Origin of the sequence: Crossiella sp. CA-258035, assembly GCF_030064675.1 — a bacterium.
Lineage (GTDB): Bacteria > Actinomycetota > Actinomycetes > Mycobacteriales > Pseudonocardiaceae > Crossiella.
The window spans coordinates 8120647-8138082 of record NZ_CP116413.1 but is presented as its reverse complement, the minus strand read 5'-3'; the positions used below and the strand labels follow the sequence as shown (position 1 = coordinate 8138082).

The window sequence follows — 17436 nt, the reverse complement described above, 5'->3', positions numbered from 1 at the left end:
CCGGCCGCGGCGCCCGGCCGTAGAGTGATCGCGTGACCGAGCAGCGAGTGCGGCAGATCCTGGTGGAGGGGTTCACCTCGATCAGGTCAGCTTCGGTCGAGCTGGGTCAGCTCAACGTCCTGGTCGGTGCGAACGGGGCGGGCAAGAGCAACTTCATCCGTGCATTCGAGATGCTGGGCCGGATCGCCGATGAGGAGCTTGGCTACTTCGTCGGCAAGAACGGTGGCGCCGCTGTTCTGCTCAACGAGGGATCGGACCGCGGCCAGATCCGCGTCCGGTTGACTGCCACCTCGATCACCTATGAGGCCGTGCTAGAGCCTGCGGGGGAGGACTACCTCGTCCTTCTCCACGAGGCTCTCTCCACCAAGGACTCGGTCGTCGCCCTCGGTCACGGCGGACGAGAGACCGGCATGCGTCGGGATGCTCGGCATCGGGAAATCTCGGCGCACGCTGATGTGGTCGAACTGCTCCGCGGCTGTCGTGTGTTCCATTTCCACGACGCCGGTGCGAGCGCGCCACCGAAGCGCATGACGTCAACCGCTGACAATCTGATGCTTCGGCAGGACGCGGGCAATCTGGCCGCTGTGCTGCTCGCCCTGCGCGACGACCAGCAAAATGGTTACGCGGCCGCCTACGACCAGATCGTCAACGCGATCCAGCTGGTTGCTCCGTTCTTCTGGGACTTCGTGCTTGAGCCGAACCAAGAAGAACGGGTGCTGCTCCGCTGGCGGCAGCAGGGATCTGACGAGGTGTTCTCGGCCGGGCAGATGTCCGACGGCACCTTGCGGTTCGTCTGCCTGGCCACACTTCTGCTGCATCCGAGGCTGCCCGCCCTGGTGGTGCTGGACGAACCCGAGCTCGGCCTGCACCCCTTCGCGATCGTCCAGCTCGCCGACCTGCTGCGGGCGGCCTCGACCCGCAGCCAGGTGCTGATCGCGACCCAGTCGGTGACCCTGATGAACCAGTTCACGGTGGACGACCTGATCGTGGTCGAGCGAGGGGAGGGCGCCTCGCGGTTCCACCGGCCGGATCCGGAAGCGCTGCGGATCTGGCTGGACGAGTACTCCCTCGGCGAGATCTGGGAGATGAACCTGATCGGTGGCCGTCCCACCAACGAGGGCTCGGCACGTGGCTGAGTACCAGCGGATCCATCTGCTCGTGGAAGGCCAGACCGAGGAGATCCTGGTACGGGAACTGCTCGGCCCCGAGCTGACGGGACTCGGTTACGGCGTCACCCATTCCTCGCTGCGCGGGGTGAGCCGGTGGGCGCGGGTCCAGGACACCATCTGGCGTCTGCTGCACGATCGCAGCATCGCCGTGCTGACCACTGTCATCGACTACTACGCATTCCCGGGCGACGCTCCGGGAATGGCCTCGCGGGCGTCGAATGATCCGGTCAGCCGGGTCCGTCAGGTGGAGGAACAGGTCGCCGCGGCGATCGGCGATCCGCGGTTCGTGCCGCACCTGGTCTTGCACGAGACCGAGAGCTGGGTCTTCGCCGCCGGAGACCAACTCGCCGCGCATGTTCGCTCTCCACAACTAGCGACCAAGCTCAGCCGGGACTGCGCCAAAGCGGGTGGGCCGGAACTGGTGAACGACGGTCCGGATTCCGCGCCGTCCAAGCGGCTGCTCCGCTACCACCCCGGTTACCTGAAAACCGCGCACGGCCCCAAGGCCATCCAGGACCTCGGTCTCCCCGCGCTCCGCGCGCAGTGCCCCCACCTCGACGCCTGGCTCGCCGAGCTGGCCCGCCGCGCACGCTGACTGCCCGTTCGGGCAACCGTCGGCGCGACCCCGCTCGGCCAACCGTGTGTACTTCCCGCGCGCCGCCCCATCCGGGTCCCGTTGATCAGACACTGATCCCATGGGCCCACTCGACCCCGCTGCCGGGACCGCCGCGTCCGAGCCCGGTCACAACCGCCAGGAGTTGCGGCTTGCCCTGTCCATGCGGGGTGGGGTGTCGCTGGCCGTGTGGATCGGTGGGGCGGCCTCGGAGATCGCGCGGTTGCGGTGTGCGCTGGCGGCGGATGATCCCGGGAACCCGTGGGCGGGGCTGGCTGGGCTGGCCGGGTACGAGTCGGTGCGGATCGATGTGCTCACCGGAGCCTCGGCGGGTGGGCTGAACAGCGCGATCATGGCGGCGAGCCTGGTGTACGGGTTCCGGTTCGACGCGATCCGGGATCTCTGGGTGCAGTTGGGCGATCTGGACGCGATGTGCCGGGCGACGCCGACCATGCTCCAGGCGAAGCCGCCCTCGTTGCTGGAGGGGGACGGGTACTTCGGCAAGGAGCTGCGGCAGCGGTTGCAGAAGCTGGTGGCCGAACCGGCCCGGGGACCGTTGGCGGACCGGGTGGACCTGCTGCTGACCGCGACGCTGCTGGACCCGATAACGGTGACCCGGTGGGACGACCGGCTGGCGACCATCCGGGAGCGGCGGCGCTCGGCCGCGTTCCGGTTCCGGCACCGGGGGTGTGCCGGGGATCCGTTGTCGGACTTCGCGGCGGGCACCGAGGCGCGGCGGACGGCGGCGCAGCTGGCGCAGGCGGCGCGGACGACCTCCTCCTTCCCGTTGGCGTTCGAGCCGGCGAGTGTGCGGGCGCAGCCGGACACCCCCTCCGGCGAGGTGGACCTGATCGGCTGCTTCTCCGAGACCGCGCCCGCCGGGGGCAGGGCGTTCCAGGTCATCGACGGCGGGGTGCTGGACAACATCCCGGTGGGGGCGGCGATCAAGGCGATCGCGGCCTCGCCCGCGGACGGGCCGACCGAGCGGTGGCTGGTCTACCTCAACCCCGAACCGATCGTGGGCACCACCGCGAAGCCGGTCAGCCAGCGGCGGCGCGGGCTGCCGGTGGGGCTGGCGGCGCTGGCCGCCCGGTACAACCAGGAGTCCTTGCTCACCGACATCGAGGAGCTGGACGCGCACAACCGCGAGGTGCGGCGGATCGAGCTGCGGCGGCGGGCGCTGTTCGCGCCGCTGACCGCGCTGCCTGCCGCCGAGCGCGGGACCGGGCTGACCGAGCTGGTTCGGCGGGTCGGGCCGGCGCACGCGCACCTGCGGGCCTGCCTGGACGCCGAGCGGATCACCGTCGCGCTGCTCGACCCGGCCAAGCGGCCGCCCGGCCTGCTGCGCCGCGCCCCGCTGCACGACGATCCGGTGGCCGGGTGGTCGCCGCAGGCCAGGCGCTCGCTCGCGCCGCGGCTGACCGAGGTGCTCGCCGCCGCGGCCGCCGCGGATCCGGAGACCGTGTTCGCCGATGTCACCGCGCTCGGCGCGGCGGTGGACCTGTGCATCCGCTGGGCCAGGGAACTGGAACTGTGGGCCGACGAGGCGTACCTGCCCGCGATTGGCGAGGTCAAGGCGGTGCTGTACCGGCTGCGCCAGATCGCCGACGTGCTGGCCGACCACGCGGACGGGCGCTGGCCGGCGCTGGCCGAGGCCGAGCCGGGCGAACCCACCGACCTGCGGGCCTGGGTCGGCACCACCTTCGAGGAGTACCGGCAGGCCCAGCGCGAGCTGGGGCCAGGGGTGAGCGAGCCGCTGGGCTGGGTGCTGGAGGCCGCGCTCACCCCCGATCCCGGTGACGAGCGGGAGCAGGTCGAGGCGAACAAGCGGTTCCAGGAACGGCTGCTCGAACTGGCCGAGGCGCTGGAAGCCGACGGTGTGGAGGAGCGGGAGCAGGACCTGGAACCCAGGGCGGTGGACGCGCTCGGCCTGGCCTGGCCCGCCGTCTACACCGCGGCCACCCGGCTGGCCGAGGCCGCGCCGCGCCGCCCGCGCAGCACCGAGACCGACCTGGACGCCGTGGTGCACCAGCTGCTGGAGACCGCGCCCGACCTGCCGATCACGCTGGCCCAGGTGGTCGCGCTCACCGCACCGCTGCACGCGGCGCAGAGCGCGGGCGGGCGGATCAGGTTCATGCGCATCGCCAGTGACGCGCCCACCCCGATCGAGTTCCGGGAACTGTTGGCGGGCAAGGAAACCCTCAGTCCGGACGACAAGCTCTGCGGCACCGACCTGGGCGCGTTCGCCGCGTTCTGCTCGGCGAAGTGGCGGGCGAACGACTGGATGTGGGGCAGGCTGGACGCCGCGGCCAGCCTGGTCTCGCTGCTCACCGATCCGGCCCGGCTGCGTGAGTTCGCCCGCGGCCGGGAGCTGGACGAGCTCTTCGCCGACATCGAGCGGATCGCCACCACCCCGCCCGGCCCGGCCGAGCTGGGCACGGAGAACCCGGTGGCGGACAAGGAATGGCGGCGTTTCCTCGGCAGGCGGTTCGAGACCCGCCGGGAGGCGGTGCGGGCCGAGCTGGCCGAGGTGCTCGCGCCCAACCCGGTGCCGCCCGCGCTGCGCGAGACCAGGGCCGCGCTCACCGAACGCGTGCAGTGGGCGGTCGTGGCCGCTGAGATGTCCTTTGTGGACAGTGTGGAACTTGGCGCGAACCCGGGCAGCCCGGAGCCCGCCGCGCCGGTGCCGCCGGGCGCGCTGGAGAAGAAGGTCGCCGAGTACCAGGTGGGGCACCAGGAGATCAGGGACCTGGGTGATGTGCGGATGGCGCGCACCGCGATCCGGCTCGGCCTGCTCGCGCACCGCACCATCAAGCCCGAGTCCTGCACGGTGCCGATGGTCGCCGCCCGCGCGGCCATGTCCGCGCTGAAACCGCTGCTGCTGGCCGTGCTGTTCTTCGTCACCGCGCCGGAACGCGCGCTGCTGACCACCTCGGTCGCGCTGGCCGGGCTGCTCACCGCGCACCGCCCCGACGACTGGGCGGACATCCCCTGGTGGACCAGGGTCGGGCCGACGGTGTGGGACTTCGGCCGCTGGGCGCTGGTGGTGGCCACCGTGCTGGTGATCTTCCTCGCGGCCAGGGCCGCGGTCCGCGCGGTGCGCCGCAAGTCCTCGGGCGGGGTGCGCCGGCCGGCCGCGCTGGCCGGTCTCGGCGTGCTGGTCGGCGCGGGCGGCCTGTACGCGGCCTCGGCCGGGCTCTCCTTCGGTCCGGCCGCGGTCACCGTGGGCGCGGCGCTGACCACCTGGCTGGCCACCTGCTGGATGCGGGTGGACCGCAGGGTGCTGGCCGCCCTGCTCAGCGCGGCCGTCTTCGCCGGTGGCGCGCTGCTCTTCGCCGACTACGGGCTGCCCATCGGCTGGTGGTTCACCAGCTGCGCCGTGGTGGCCACCTACGCGGTCACCGCGCTGGCCAGCCTCACCGACACGCTCCCGGAACGCCGCCCGCACGAGTTCTCCAGGTAATTCATGATCGAACTACGCGGCAGAATTGATCGTGCACTAATTGTCGTCGAATTCAGTGAGATGGCACACGAAAACGCAACCTGGCTTGCTTTGCGGGGGTGCTGACCAGCGAGTCTGCTGGCATGTTCTTTTTCCGGAAACGCACCGACGATGATCTTTTGGAACGCAGTCTGCGCCCCTGTGCGGGTTGTGCCGCGGATGTCCACGTTTATGCCGAGACCTGCCGGCACTGCGGCGCGAGCCTGGAGCTGGTGGCCGGCTGACCCACTGTGGTGAGCACCTTCACAGCGCGCGACCACCCCGAAGCAGCCATACTCGCCGGTAACAAACCGCGCCTACAGTGCTGTAGAAAGGGGAGCGTCGTGGCCAGGCTCGCCCAGACCGCCGGTCTCACCGACATCCAGCAGGAGATCCTCAGCACCGTCCGCGCGTTCGTGGACAAGGAGATCATCCCGCACGCGCAGGCCCTGGAACACGGTGACAGCTACCCCGCGGACATCGTCGAGGGCATGAAGGAGATGGGCCTGTTCGGGCTCACCATCCCCGAGGAGTACGGCGGGCTCGGCGAGTCCCTGCTGACCTACGCGCTGGTGGTCGAGGAGATCGCCCGTGGCTGGATGAGCGTCTCCGGCGTGATCAACACCCACTTCATCGTGGCGCACATGGTCAAGCAGCACGCCACCCAGGAGCAGAAGCAGGACCTGCTGCCCCGGATGGCCACCGGCGACCTGCGCGGCTCCTTCTCCATGTCCGAGCCGGAACTGGGCTCCGACGTGGCCGCGATCCGCACCCGCGCGGTGCGCGAGGGCGACAGCTACCTGATCAACGGCCAGAAGATGTGGCTGACCAACGGCGGCACCTCCAACCTGACCGCGGTGCTGGTGCGCACCGACGAGGGCCGGGAGAAGCCGCACCAGAACCTGACCACCTTCCTGGTGGAGAAGCCCACCGGCTACGGCGAGGTGCTGCCCGGCCTGACCGTGCCCGGCAAGATCGACAAGATGGGCTACAAGGGCGTCGACACCACCGAGATGGTCTTCGACGACTTCCGGATCGGCGCGGAGGCGATCCTCGGCGGCGAGTCCGGCAAGGGCTTCGCGCACATGATGGACGGCGTCGAGGTGGGCCGGGTGAACGTGGCCGCGCGCGCCTGCGGCATCGCCATCCGCGCCTTCGAGCTGGCCGTCTCCTACGCCCAGCAGCGCACCACCTTCGGCAAGCCGATCGCCCAGCACCAGGCGATCGCGTTCAAGCTGGCCGAGATGGCCACCAAGGTCGAGGCCGCGCACCTGATGATGGTCAACGCCGCCCGGCTCAAGGACTCCGGCGCGCGCAACGACGTCGAGGCCGGCATGGCCAAGCTGATCGCCAGCGAGTACTGCGTGGAGGTCACCCAGGAGGCCTTCCGCATCCACGGCGGCTACGGCTACTCCAAGGAGTACGAGATCGAGCGCCTGATGCGCGAGGCGCCGTTCCTGCTCATCGGCGAGGGCACCAGCGAGATCCAGAAGACGATCATCAGCAGGGGGTTGCTGCGTGACTACGGTCTCCGCGGCTGATTCCGCGCGCGTCGGAGGAGCGCAAACCGGGCAACCTTGGCAGGATTGAGGCTTCAGTCCTGCGGAGGTGCTTGTCTTGACCAGTTCGTTCTCCGGTGCCCGGCCCGGTGGCCTGCCCACCCCGCCCACCGGGTGGCCGATCGGCTCCTACGCCAAGTACGAGGAGGCGCAGCGGGCGGTCGACTACCTCGCCGACAGCTCCTTCCCGGTGCAGGACGTGACCATCGTCGGGGTGGACCTGATGCTGGTGGAGCGCGTCACCGGGCGGCTGACCTGGGGCAAGGTGCTGGGCACCGGTGCGGCCTCCGGCGCCTGGTTCGGCCTGTTCGTCGGCGTGCTGGTGAGCCTGTTCAGCAACCAGCAGGGGCTCGCGCTCGGCCCGATCCTGATCTCGCTGGTCACCGGCGTGGTGTTCTTCATGATCTTCGCCGCGGCCGGGTACGCCACCCAGCGCGGCAAGCGGGACTTCGTCTCGGCCAGCCAGCTGGTGGCCGGTCGCTACGACGTGCTCTGCTCGCCGCGCAACGCTGAGCAGGGCAGGGACATGCTGGCCAAGCTCGCCATGCGCGGACCGATCGCCAAGACGGACTGACTGGGTAACGCTGCGCCGAACGGGTAGGAAAATTTTCCCACTTCTGTGTTTCTGAATCGTTGCTGCTTGCCGGTTGCGGCCACTGATCAGCGGCTCTAGGTTCGGTTCCCAACTCCGGGAGGGCACGACGAGGTGCCCGTTCTCACGCTTCGTCGGCCAGGTCGTCTGCACGCGGTCCAGGCTTGCCTTCCGGGTTTCAGCAGGAAGGGAGGCAGGGCGCATGGATGGCCCCTGGCGAGGCAGTCGGACCAGACGCGTACGGACGTTGAGCTTGCTCACCGCCGCCGTGGTCGCCACACCGGTGCTGGCCGCGTGTGGTGGCGGCGAGACCGGTGGCAACATCATCAACCTCTACGGCGCACCGGAACAGAACTTCCAGAAGGTGGTCGACCGCTGCAACCAGCAGGCGGCAGGCAAGTACCAGATCGTGTGGAACAAGCTGCCCCGGGAAGCGGACGGCCAGCGCGAGCAGCAGGTGCGCAGGCTCGCCGCCGAGGACGACGAGATGGACATCGTCTACCTGGACAGCCCGTGGCTGGCCGAGTTCGCCGAGGCGGGCTGGCTGCTGGAGTGGACCGGGCAGAACAAGGCGGAGGTCGAGGCCAACGTGCTGGCCGGCCCGCTGGAGTCCACCAGGTACAAGGGCAAGACCTTCGCGGCCACCAAGAACACCAACGTCCAGCTGCTCTGGTACCGCGACGACGTGGTGTCCACGCCGCCGAAGACCTGGGGCGAGATGATCTCCCAGGCCCAGCGGCTCAAGGCCGAGGGCAAGCCGCACACCGCGGTGCTCACCGGCGCGCAGTACGAGGGACTGGTGGTGCACTACAACACCCTGGTCGCCTCGCTCGGCGGGAAGATCATCTCTGACGACGGCACCAGGGCCGTGGTGGACGAGGGCGCGGTCAAGGCCCTGCAGCTGCTCAAGGACTTCGCCACCTCCGGCATCGCCAGCGCCTCGCTGACCAACTCCAAGGAGGACGGGGTCCGGCTGGAGTTCGAGAAGGGCAACGCCGCCTTCCAGCTGAACTGGCCGTTCGTCTACCCGGCCATGCAGAAGGGCAACCCGGAGCTGGCCAAGAAGTTCAAGTGGGCGCGGTTCCCCGGCGCGACGGCGGACAAGCCCAGCCGGGTCACCATCGGCGGCGCGAACTGGGGCGTGAGCCGGTACACCCGCAAGCCCGACCTGGCCTTCGCCGCCACGCTCTGCCTGCGCAGCCCGGAGAGCCAGTTGTTCTCCGCGCTCAACGACGGTGTGCCGCCGACCATCGACTCGGTCTACGACCGGCCGGAGATGCTCGAGGAGTACCCGTTCAAGGAGACCATCCGCGAGGAGCTGCGGGACGCCTCGAACCGGCCGATGACGCCGGCCTGGCAGAACGTCGCCTCGGTGATGTCGCTCATCCTGTCCCCGCCCTCGGCCATCGACCCGGAGAAGACCGCGGCCCGGCTGCGGACCGAGGTCCAGGAGGCTCTCGACTCGAAGGGGGTGATGCCGTAATGGCTACCAAAGCAGTGCTCAGCGAAGGGAAGAAGGCTGAGCGCAGGCTCGGTCTGCTGCTGTGCGCCCCCGCCGCGCTGGTGATGGTCGCGGTCACCGGCTGGCCGATCATCTACTCGGTCTGGCTGTCCTTGCAGCGGTTCGACCTGAAGTTCCCGGACAAGCGGGAGTTCGTCGGCCTGGACAACTACGTGGCCGTGCTGGGCAACAGCTACTGGTGGACCGCGTTCGGGATCACCTCGCTGCTGACCCTGATCACCGTGGTGATCGAGCTGGTGCTGGGCATGGCGCTGGCCATGATCATGCACCGCACCATCGTCGGGCGCGGGCTGGTGCGCACCTCGGCGCTGATCCCCTACGGCATCGTGACCGTGGTGGCCGCGTTCTCCTGGCGCTACGCCTGGACGCCCGGCACCGGGTACCTGGCCGAGTGGTTCGCCGGGGAGGCCGCGCCACTGACCGACAAGGTCCAGTCGCTGATGATCATCTCGGTGGCGGAGATCTGGAAGACCACGCCGTTCATGGCCCTGCTGCTGATGGCCGGGCTGGCGCTGGTGCCGGATGACCTGCTCAAGGCCGCCGCGCTGGACGGCGCCTCCGGCTGGCAGCGCTTCACCAAGGTCATCGTGCCGATGATGAAGCCGGCCATCCTGGTCGCGCTGCTGTTCCGCACCCTGGACGCCTTCCGCATCTTCGACAACATCTTCGTGCTCACCGGCGGTGCGCAGGAGACGTCCTCGGTGTCGATGCTGACCTACAACAACCTGATCAAGGGGTTGAACCTGGGCATCGGGTCCACCATGTCGGTGCTGATCTTCATCGCGGTGGCGATCATCGCCTTCGTGTTCATCAAGGTGTTCGGCACCGCGGCACCCGGCAGCGACCCGCAGGGGAGGCGTTGATGGCCATCGGTGGAGCCGAGACGACCGGCCGCAAGTGGAGCTGGGGCCTGCTGAACACCGTTGTGGTGATCTACGCGCTGTTCCCGGTGCTGTGGATCGTCTCGCTGTCCTTCAAGACCCCCAAGGCGGTCAAGGACGGCGGTCTGCTGCCCAGTGAGTGGACGCTGGCCAACTACGAGGCGATCTTCAACACCACCGGGTTCCTCCGGCCGCTGGTCAACTCGATCGGCATCGCGATCATCGCCACCGCCATCGCGGTGGTGCTGGGCACCATGGCGGCCTACGCGATCGCCAGGCTGGACTTCCCCGGCAAGCGGGCGCTGGTCGGCGTCTCGCTGCTGATCGCGATGTTCCCGCAGGTCTCGCTGGTCTCGCCGCTGTTCGACATCGAGCGCTCGCTCGGGCTGTTCGACACCTGGCCGGGCCTGATCCTGCCGTACATCACCTTCTCCCTGCCGCTGGCGATCTACACGCTCTCGGCGTTCTTCCGGGAGATCCCGTGGGAGCTGGAGAAGGCCGCCAAGATGGACGGGGCCACGCCGAGCCAGGCGTTCTTCAAGGTGGTCGCCCCGCTGGCGGCGCCGGGGGTGTTCACCACGGCCATCCTGGTGTTCATCTTCTGCTGGAACGACTTCCTGTTCGCGATCTCGCTGACCTCCACCGAGACCTCGCGGACGGTGCCGGCGGCACTGGCGTTCTTCACCGGGGACTCGCAGTTCGAGGACCCCACCGGCACCACCTCCGCGGCCGCGGTCGTGATCACGGTGCCGATCATTCTGTTCGTGTTGTTCTTCCAGCGCCGCATCGTCGCCGGGCTGACGTCCGGCGCCGTGAAGGGGTGAGGTGAGTCGTGGCCGACATCGTGTTGGACAAGGTGACCAAGAAGTACCCGGACGGCGCGCTCGCCGTGCAGGAGGTGAACGTCGAGATCTCCGACGGAGAGTTCATCATCCTGGTGGGCCCTTCCGGTTGCGGGAAGTCCACGACGCTGAACATGATCGCGGGCCTGGAGGACATCACCTCCGGCGAGCTGCGCATCGGCGGGGAGCGGGTCAACGAGCGGGCGCCCAAGGACCGGGACATCGCCATGGTGTTCCAGTCCTACGCGCTCTACCCGCACATGACCGTGCGGGAGAACATGGCCTTCCCGCTGCGGCTGGCCAAGGTGGACAACGCCACCGTGGAGCGCAAGGTCAACGAGGCCGCCGAGGTGCTCGACCTTGGTCAGCACCTGGACCGCAAACCGGCCAACCTCTCCGGTGGCCAGCGGCAGCGGGTGGCCATGGGCCGGGCGATCGTGCGCAGTCCCAAGGCGTTCCTGATGGACGAGCCACTGTCCAACCTGGACGCCAAGCTGCGCGTGCAGATGCGCACCGAGGTCTCCCGGCTGCAGAAGAAGCTGGGTACCACCATGGTGTACGTGACGCACGACCAGACCGAGGCGATGACCCTCGGCGACCGGGTCGTGGTCATGCGTGGCGGTGTGGTGCAGCAGATCGGCGCCCCGCAGTTCCTCTACGAGAACCCGGCGAACCTGTTCGTGGCCGGGTTCATCGGCTCCCCGGCGATGAACTTCGTGCCGGCGACCCTGGAGGAGGGCACGGTCCGCAGCGGCCTGGGCGACATCCCGCTGTCGGACCGGGTGCGCTCGCTGGTCACGCAGGCCGGCGCGGGCCGCGAGGTGATCGTGGGCGTGCGCCCCGAGCACTTCGAGGACGCCGCGATCGTGGACCCGGCGGCCAAGGCCCGCGGCGCGATCTTCACCGCGCACGTGGACGTGCTGGAGTCGATGGGCTCGGACAAGTACGCCTACTTCACCGTCTCCGGCGAGCGCGCCAGCTCGGCGGACCTGGAGGAGCTGGCCGCTGACGCGGGCCTGACCGACATCGGGTCCAGCAGCGCCGAGGGCAGCCAGATCATCTCCCGGCTGTCCGCGACCTCCGGCGCGAGCGAGGGGCAGCAGCTGGAGGTCTGGTTCGACCCGGACAAGATCCAGCTGTTCGACCCGCAGTCGGGCAAGAACCTGACGTACTCCAGCTGAGCACAACGCGAAGCGGGGCGGAGACCGGAAAACCGGTCCCCGCCCCGCTTCGCGTCGCCTCAGGCGCCCAGCAGCTTTTCCCGGGCGGAGGGGTCGGACAGCACGGCGGGTGGGGTGAAGCGGTCGCCGTACTTGGCCGCCAGGTCCTTGGCGCGGGCGACGAAGCCGTCCACGCCGCCTTCGTAGCCGTAGATGTACTGGATCACGCCGCCGGTCCAGGCCGGGAAGCCGATGCCGAAGATGGAACCGATGTTGGCATCCGGCACCGAGGTGAGCACGCCCTCCTCGAAGCACTTGACCGTCTCGATGGCCTCGATGACGAGCATGCGCTCCTTGAGATCCTCGAAGGGAATCTCGTTGGGCGTGGCGGGGAAGTGCTCGGCCAGACCCGGCCACAGGCCGGTGCGCTTGCCGTCGGTGTAGTCGTAGAAGCCCGCGCCGCTGGACTTGCCCTTGCGGTCGAACTCCTCGACCACCCGGTCGATGATCGCCTCGGCCGGGTGGGAGGTCCAGGTCCCGCCTGCTGCCTCGATGGCGGCCTTGGTCTCGTTGCGGATCTTGCGGGGCAGGGTGAGGGTCAGCTCGTCCATCAGCTGGAGCACCGGGGCGGGGTAACCCGCCTGGGCCGAGGCCTGCTCGATGCTGGGCGCGGGCACGCCCTCGGCGAGCATGGACACACCCTCGTTGAGGAAGGTGCCGATCACCCTGCTGGTGAAGAAGCCGCGGCTGTCGTTCACCACGATCGGGGTCTTCTTGATCTTGAGCACCACGTCGAATGCCTTGGCCAGCGCCTCGTCACTGGTCTGCTCGCCGCGGATGATCTCCACCAGCGGCATCTTGTCCACCGGGGAGAAGAAGTGCAGGCCGACGAAGTCCGGCCGCCGGGACACGCCCTCGGCCAGGCCGGTGATGGGCAGCGTGGAGGTGTTGGAGGCCAGCAGCGCGTCCGGCGCGACCACCGGCTCCACCTCGGCGAAGACCTTGTGCTTCAACGAGACGTCCTCGAAGACCGCCTCGATCACCAGGTCCGCGCCCGCCAGGTCGGCGGCGTTGTCGGTGGGCGTGATGCGGGCCAGCACCTCGTCCCGCTTGTCCTGGGTGAGCTTCCCGCGGGAGACCGCCTTGTCCAGGATGGTCTGGGAGTAGGCCTTGCCCTTCTCCGCCGCGGCCACCGAGACGTCCTTGAGCAGGACCTCGATCCCGTTGCGGGCGCAGACGTAGGCGATCCCGGCGCCCATCATGCCCGCGCCGAGCACCGCGACCTTCCGCGGCTCGTACTTGGCCACGCCCGCAGGCCGGGAGCCGCCGCCGTTGATGTGCTGCAGGTCGAAGAAGAACGCCTTGATCATGTTCTTCGAGATCTGCCCGGCGGCCAGCTCGGTCAGGTACCGGCTCTCGATCACCAGCGCGTTGTTGATGTCGACCTGGCTGCCCTCGACCGCGGCGCACAGGATGTTGTGCGGGGCAGGGTAGTGCGCGCCCTTGAGCTGCTTGCGCAGGTTGGCCGGGAACGCGGGCAGGTTGGCCGCGAACTTCGGGTTCGACGGGGTGCCGCCGGGGATCTTGTACCCCTTGACGTCCCAGGGCTGCACCGCGTCCGGGTTGGCCTTCACCCACTCCTTGGCGCGGGCGATCAGCTCCTCCCGGTTGCTCACCAGCTCATCGACGATGCCGGTCTCCTTGGCCTGCGCCGGGCGCAGCTGCTGGCCCTGGAGCAGCAGCTTCAGCAGCGCGTCGGCGATGCCGAGCATGCGCACCGTGCGGGTCACCCCGCCGGCGCCGGGCAGCAGGCCCAGGGTGACCTCGGGCAGGCCGAACTTGCTGCGGGGGTCGTCGATGGCGATCCGGTGGTGGCAGGCCAGCGCGATCTCCAGGCCGCCGCCCAGCGCGGTGCCGTTGAGCGCGGCCACCACCGGGCGGCCCAGCTTCTCCAGCCGCCGCAGCTGCGCCTTGACCTCGGTCAGGCCGTCGAAGAACCGCTGCGCGTCGGCCGGGGTCACCTGGCGCAGGTCGTTGAGGTCGCCGCCGGCGAAGAAGGTCTTCTTGGCCGAGGTGATCACCACACCGGTGATCTGCTCGCGCTCGGCCTCCAGCCGGTCGACGGTCTCGGCCATCGAGCGGTGGTACCGCTCGTTCATCGTGTTCGCGCTCTGCTCCGGGTCGTCCAGGGTGAGCAGGACGATGCCGTCCTCGTCGACGTCCCAGCGGATGGTGGAGGTGTGTTCCGACATGTCGCCTTCCGCTCTCAGAGTCGCTCGATGATGGTCGCGACGCCCATGCCGCCGCCGATGCACAGGGTGACCAGGCCGTACCGGCCGCCGCGCCGCTCCAGCTCGTCCAGCACGGTGCCCAGCAGCATCGCGCCGGTCGCGCCGAGCGGGTGGCCCAGCGCGATCGCGCCGCCGTTGACGTTGACCTTCTCGTGCGGCACGTCCAGGTCGCGCATGAACTTCAGCACCACCGCGGCGAAGGCCTCGTTCATCTCGAACAGGTCGATGTCGGCCGCGGTCAGCCCGGCCAGCCCCAGCGCTTTGCGCGCGGCGGGGGCGGGGCCGGTGAGCATGATGGTGGTGTCCGCGCCGCTGAGCGCAGCCGAGACGATCCGCCCGCGCGGGGTCAGGCCCAGCTCGGTGCCCGCCCGCTCGGAGCCGATCAGCACCAGCGCCGCGCCGTCGACGATGCCGGAGGAGTTGCCGGCGTGGTGCACGTGGTTGATCTTCTCCACGTAGTGGTACTTCTGCAGCGCCACCGCGTCGAAGCCGCCCAGCTCACCGATCCCGGCGAAGGAGGGCTGGAGCCCGGCCAGCGCCTGCGGGGTGGTGCCGGGGCGGAGGAACTCGTCGCGCTCCAGCACGGTCAGGCCGTTGCGGTCGCGCACCGGGACCACCGAGCGGTCGAAGTAGCCGTTGGCCTGCGCCTTGCCCGCGCGGCTCTGCGACTCCACCGCGAAGGCGTCCACGTCGTCGCGGCTGAAGCCCTCGATGGTGGCGATCAGGTCGGCGCTGATGCCCTGCGGCACGAAGTCCACCGCGTAGTTGGTCTCCGGGTCGTTGAACCAGGCGCCGCCGTCGGAGGCCATCGGCACCCGCGACATCGACTCCACGCCACCGGCCAGCACCAGGTCCTCCCAGCCGGAGCGGACCTTCTGCGCGGCCAGGTTCACCGCCTCCAGGCCGGAACCGCAGAAGCGGTCGATCTGCACCCCGGCCACGGTGTCCGGCAGGCCGGCCTTCAGCGCCGCGATCCGGGAGATCACCGAACCCTGGTCGCCGACGGGGGAGACCACGCCGAGCACCACGTCGGAGATCCAGTTCGGGTCCAGGCTGGGGTAGCGCTCGCGCAGCTCGTCGATCAGCCCGACGACCAGGCTGATCGGCTTGGTGCCGTGCAACGATCCGGTGTTCTTGCCGCGACCCCTCGGGGTGCGCACGGCTTCGTAGACAAAGGCCTCTGACGTCATCGGCGGGGAGCCTCCCTGATCGCGGCTCGTGAATCGTGCACTGGTGATGTGACAGTAATGATGTCACAGTGGTGCGGGCGAGTCTCCTGAGACCCACCTCACTCCGGGTGAACGCCCAGATCGGCGATCCGGTAGCCCTCCGGGTAGCCGGGATAGCTGCGGTTGCGCGGGTCGGCCGCACTGCGGGAGTGCCGTCGCACCGGCAGGTGCCGGACCAGCTTCCCGCGCCCGGCCAGCGCCAGCCCGACCGCGCGTTCCAGCCAGGCGGGCTGGCGCGGGAAGCCGAAGGCGCGCAGCAGCGGCTCGTCCATGGCCGCGTACAGCGCGCGCCGCACCGCGGGTCTGCTGGGCGCTGGGTACCAGGAGCAGAACAGGTCCACGGTGGCCGTGCCGACCCGCTGGTTGCTGTCCCGGTAGTGGAAGTGCTCGTGCTCGTACTCCCGGTTGAACGACTCGAACTTCCCGTAGCCGTCCGGGATCTGCTTGATGCCCATCCGGCTGCCCACCTCGCGGTAGAAGTGGAAGGCGGCCAGCCGCTCGTGCTCGTGCAGCGGCCGCCAGCCGTACCTGGCCAGCCACCGGATCGGCTCGTAGACGAAGGTGGACAGCACGTAGAGCATGTCGTCGTTGCTGATCTCGTAGCGGCCGTGCATCTGGTTGATCCGCTTGAGCGCGGCCCGCCCGTGCGCGGAGTCGTAGCCGTGCTCGGTCAGCGCGCCCATCAGCAGCAGGGTGTCGTCGTAGCGCCGCTGCGGGCGCTTGACGAACTCCCGTGTCCGGTCCAGCAGCGCGGAGATGCTGGGCACCGCGTAGGTGCGGAACAGCGCGAACTCCAACGCTTTCCGGTAGTCCCAGGGAAACTCGAAACTGGCGGACAGGCGGTAGATCTCCCAGTGGTCCCGGACCGGGTCCAGTCCCCGGATGACCTCCAGCCGCCGGTATCGGGCCATGGCACTTCCCTCCCGCTAGAACCCCATTGTTCTACCGATGATCTCTTTCATGATCTCGGTGGTGCCGCCGTAGATGGTCTGCACCCGGCCGTCCAGGAAGGCCTTCGCCACCGGGTACTCGGTCATGTAGCCGTACCCACCGTGCAGCTGGAGGCAGCGGTCGGCCACCTTCGTCTGGAGTTCTGTGGTCCACCACTTGGCCATCGCGGCCTCGTCGATGGCCAGCGCGCCCTTGGTGTGCTCGGTGACGCAGCGGTCCACGAACACCCTGGCGATGGTGATCTCGGTGGCCAGCTCGGCCAGCAGGAACCGGTTGTGCTGGAACTTGCCGATCGGCCTGCCGAAGGCCTCGCGATCCTTGCAGTACTGCTTGGTCAGCTCCAGCACCCGCTCGGCCCCGGCCACCGCGGCCACCGCGATGGACAGCCGCTCCTGCGGCAGGTTCTGCATCAGGTAGACGAAGCCATTGCCCTCCTCGCCGAGCAGGTTGTTCGCCGGCACCCGCACGTCGTCGAAGAACAGCTCCGCGGTGTCCTGCGCCTTCTGGCCGATCTTGTCCAGGTTGCGGCCCCGGCTGAACCCGGTCATGCCGCGCTCCACCACCAGCAGGCTGACCCCGTGCGCGCCCGCGGCCGGGTCGGTCTTGGCCGCCACGATCACCAGGTCGGCCATGATCCCGTTGCTGATGAAGGTCTTCTGCCCGTTGAGCACGTACTCGTCGCCGTCGCGGACCGCGGTGGTGGTGATGCCCTGCAGGTCGCTGCCGGTGCCGGGCTCGGTCATCGCGATCGCACTGACCAGCTCGCCCGAGCAGAAGCCGGGCAGCCAGCGGCGCTTCTGCTCCTCGGTGGCCAGGTTCAGCAGGTACGGCAGGATGATGTCGTTGTGCAGCGGCAGCGCCAGGCCGCTGGCGCCGGCGCGCACCAGCTCCTCGGCCAGCACCAGGTTGAAGCGGTAGTCCGGCGCGCCGCCACCGCCGTACTCCTCCGGCACCGCCATGCCCAACAGCCCGATCCGGCCCGCGGCCAGCCAGGCCTCCCGGTCGACGATGCCGTTGTCCTCCCAGCGGGCGTGGTTCGGCTCGACCTCCTTGGCGATGAAGGTGCGGGCCAGCTCGCGGAACTCCTCGTGCTCGCTGGTGAAGATGTCGCGGCGCATCGAACTCTCCCGGGATGGGGTGTGCGGC

14 protein-coding genes are annotated in these 17436 nt (G+C 69.3%); 10 read left to right on the top strand and 4 right to left on the bottom strand.

The features are described 5' to 3' along the window. The first annotated feature begins 32 nt into the window (after positions 1–32). The 10 genes from N8J89_RS36630 (at position 33) to N8J89_RS36585 (ending at position 11840) form a co-directional block, all read left to right on the top strand. Positions 33–1136, top strand: coding sequence for an AAA family ATPase (locus N8J89_RS36630; RefSeq protein ID WP_283661508.1), 1104 nt, complete (start codon positions 33–35; stop codon positions 1134–1136). Next, positions 1129–1764: a DUF4276 family protein gene (locus tag N8J89_RS36625; RefSeq protein WP_283661507.1), complete on the top strand. Its 636-nt coding sequence runs from the start codon at positions 1129–1131 to the stop codon at positions 1762–1764. Before N8J89_RS36630 ends, N8J89_RS36625 begins: the two co-directional genes overlap by 8 nt. Positions 1765–1864: 100 nt before the next feature. Continuing rightward, a complete protein-coding gene (locus N8J89_RS36620) occupies positions 1865–5245 on the top strand; it encodes a patatin-like protein (RefSeq protein ID WP_283661506.1) in 3381 nt (1126 codons plus the stop codon). A gap of 98 nt (positions 5246–5343) precedes the next feature. Continuing rightward, positions 5344–5508, top strand: coding sequence for a hypothetical protein (locus tag N8J89_RS36615; protein ID WP_283661505.1), 165 nt, complete (start codon positions 5344–5346; stop codon positions 5506–5508). 99 nt (positions 5509–5607) lie between these two features. Beyond that, complete coding sequence (locus N8J89_RS36610; RefSeq protein WP_283661504.1) at positions 5608–6804, top strand: acyl-CoA dehydrogenase family protein; 1197 nt, start codon at positions 5608–5610, stop codon at positions 6802–6804. Positions 6805–6880: 76 nt separating this feature from the next. Next, positions 6881–7396, top strand: a complete 516-nt coding sequence (locus tag N8J89_RS36605; RefSeq protein WP_502868377.1) for a YflT domain-containing protein — start codon at positions 6881–6883, stop codon at positions 7394–7396. A 220-nt stretch (positions 7397–7616) separates the two neighbouring features. Further along, positions 7617–8897 (top strand): ABC transporter substrate-binding protein, encoded by a 1281-nt coding sequence (locus tag N8J89_RS36600; RefSeq protein ID WP_502868376.1) that lies wholly within the window; start codon positions 7617–7619, stop codon positions 8895–8897. Beyond that, positions 8897–9799, top strand: coding sequence for a carbohydrate ABC transporter permease (locus N8J89_RS36595; protein WP_283661501.1), 903 nt, complete (start codon positions 8897–8899; stop codon positions 9797–9799). The genes N8J89_RS36600 and N8J89_RS36595 overlap by 1 nt, the downstream gene beginning before the upstream one ends. Next, positions 9799–10641 (top strand): carbohydrate ABC transporter permease, encoded by an 843-nt coding sequence (locus N8J89_RS36590; RefSeq protein WP_252485933.1) that lies wholly within the window; start codon positions 9799–9801, stop codon positions 10639–10641. The genes N8J89_RS36595 and N8J89_RS36590 overlap by 1 nt, the downstream gene beginning before the upstream one ends. Positions 10642–10649: 8 nt before the next feature. After that, a complete protein-coding gene (locus N8J89_RS36585; RefSeq protein ID WP_283661500.1) occupies positions 10650–11840 on the top strand; it encodes an ABC transporter ATP-binding protein in 1191 nt (396 codons plus the stop codon). A gap of 59 nt (positions 11841–11899) precedes the next feature. Here N8J89_RS36585 and N8J89_RS36580 read toward each other — a convergent pair whose 3' ends face one another. The 4 genes from N8J89_RS36580 to N8J89_RS36565 form a co-directional block, all read right to left on the bottom strand. Next, positions 11900–14071 (bottom strand): 3-hydroxyacyl-CoA dehydrogenase NAD-binding domain-containing protein, encoded by a 2172-nt coding sequence (locus tag N8J89_RS36580; RefSeq protein WP_283661499.1) that lies wholly within the window; start codon positions 14069–14071, stop codon positions 11900–11902. Between the two features lie 14 nt (positions 14072–14085). Next, complete coding sequence (locus N8J89_RS36575; RefSeq protein ID WP_283661498.1) at positions 14086–15300, bottom strand: acetyl-CoA C-acetyltransferase; 1215 nt, start codon at positions 15298–15300, stop codon at positions 14086–14088. Positions 15301–15398: 98 nt separating this feature from the next. Continuing rightward, a complete protein-coding gene (locus N8J89_RS36570) occupies positions 15399–16250 on the bottom strand; it encodes an oxygenase MpaB family protein (RefSeq protein WP_283661497.1) in 852 nt (283 codons plus the stop codon). Between the two features lie 15 nt (positions 16251–16265). Continuing rightward, on the bottom strand, positions 16266–17408 hold the full coding sequence (locus N8J89_RS36565; protein ID WP_283661496.1) for an acyl-CoA dehydrogenase family protein: 1143 nt from the start codon (positions 17406–17408) through the stop codon (positions 16266–16268). Between the last annotated feature and the right edge of the window lie 28 nt (positions 17409–17436).

Coding starts and splice junctions, on each gene's coding strand:
- N8J89_RS36620 (WP_283661506.1), top strand. CDS start 1,865: ATGGGCCCACTCGACCCCGCTGCCGGGACCGCCGCGTCCGAGCCCGGT.
- N8J89_RS36600 (WP_502868376.1), top strand. CDS start 7,617: ATGGATGGCCCCTGGCGAGGCAGTCGGACCAGACGCGTACGGACGTTG.
- N8J89_RS36595 (WP_283661501.1), top strand. CDS start 8,897: ATGGCTACCAAAGCAGTGCTCAGCGAAGGGAAGAAGGCTGAGCGCAGG.
- N8J89_RS36590 (WP_252485933.1), top strand. CDS start 9,799: ATGGCCATCGGTGGAGCCGAGACGACCGGCCGCAAGTGGAGCTGGGGC.
- N8J89_RS36580 (WP_283661499.1), bottom strand. CDS start 14,071: ATGTCGGAACACACCTCCACCATCCGCTGGGACGTCGACGAGGACGGC.
- N8J89_RS36575 (WP_283661498.1), bottom strand. CDS start 15,300: ATGACGTCAGAGGCCTTTGTCTACGAAGCCGTGCGCACCCCGAGGGGT.
- N8J89_RS36570 (WP_283661497.1), bottom strand. CDS start 16,250: ATGGCCCGATACCGGCGGCTGGAGGTCATCCGGGGACTGGACCCGGTC.
- N8J89_RS36565 (WP_283661496.1), bottom strand. CDS start 17,408: ATGCGCCGCGACATCTTCACCAGCGAGCACGAGGAGTTCCGCGAGCTG.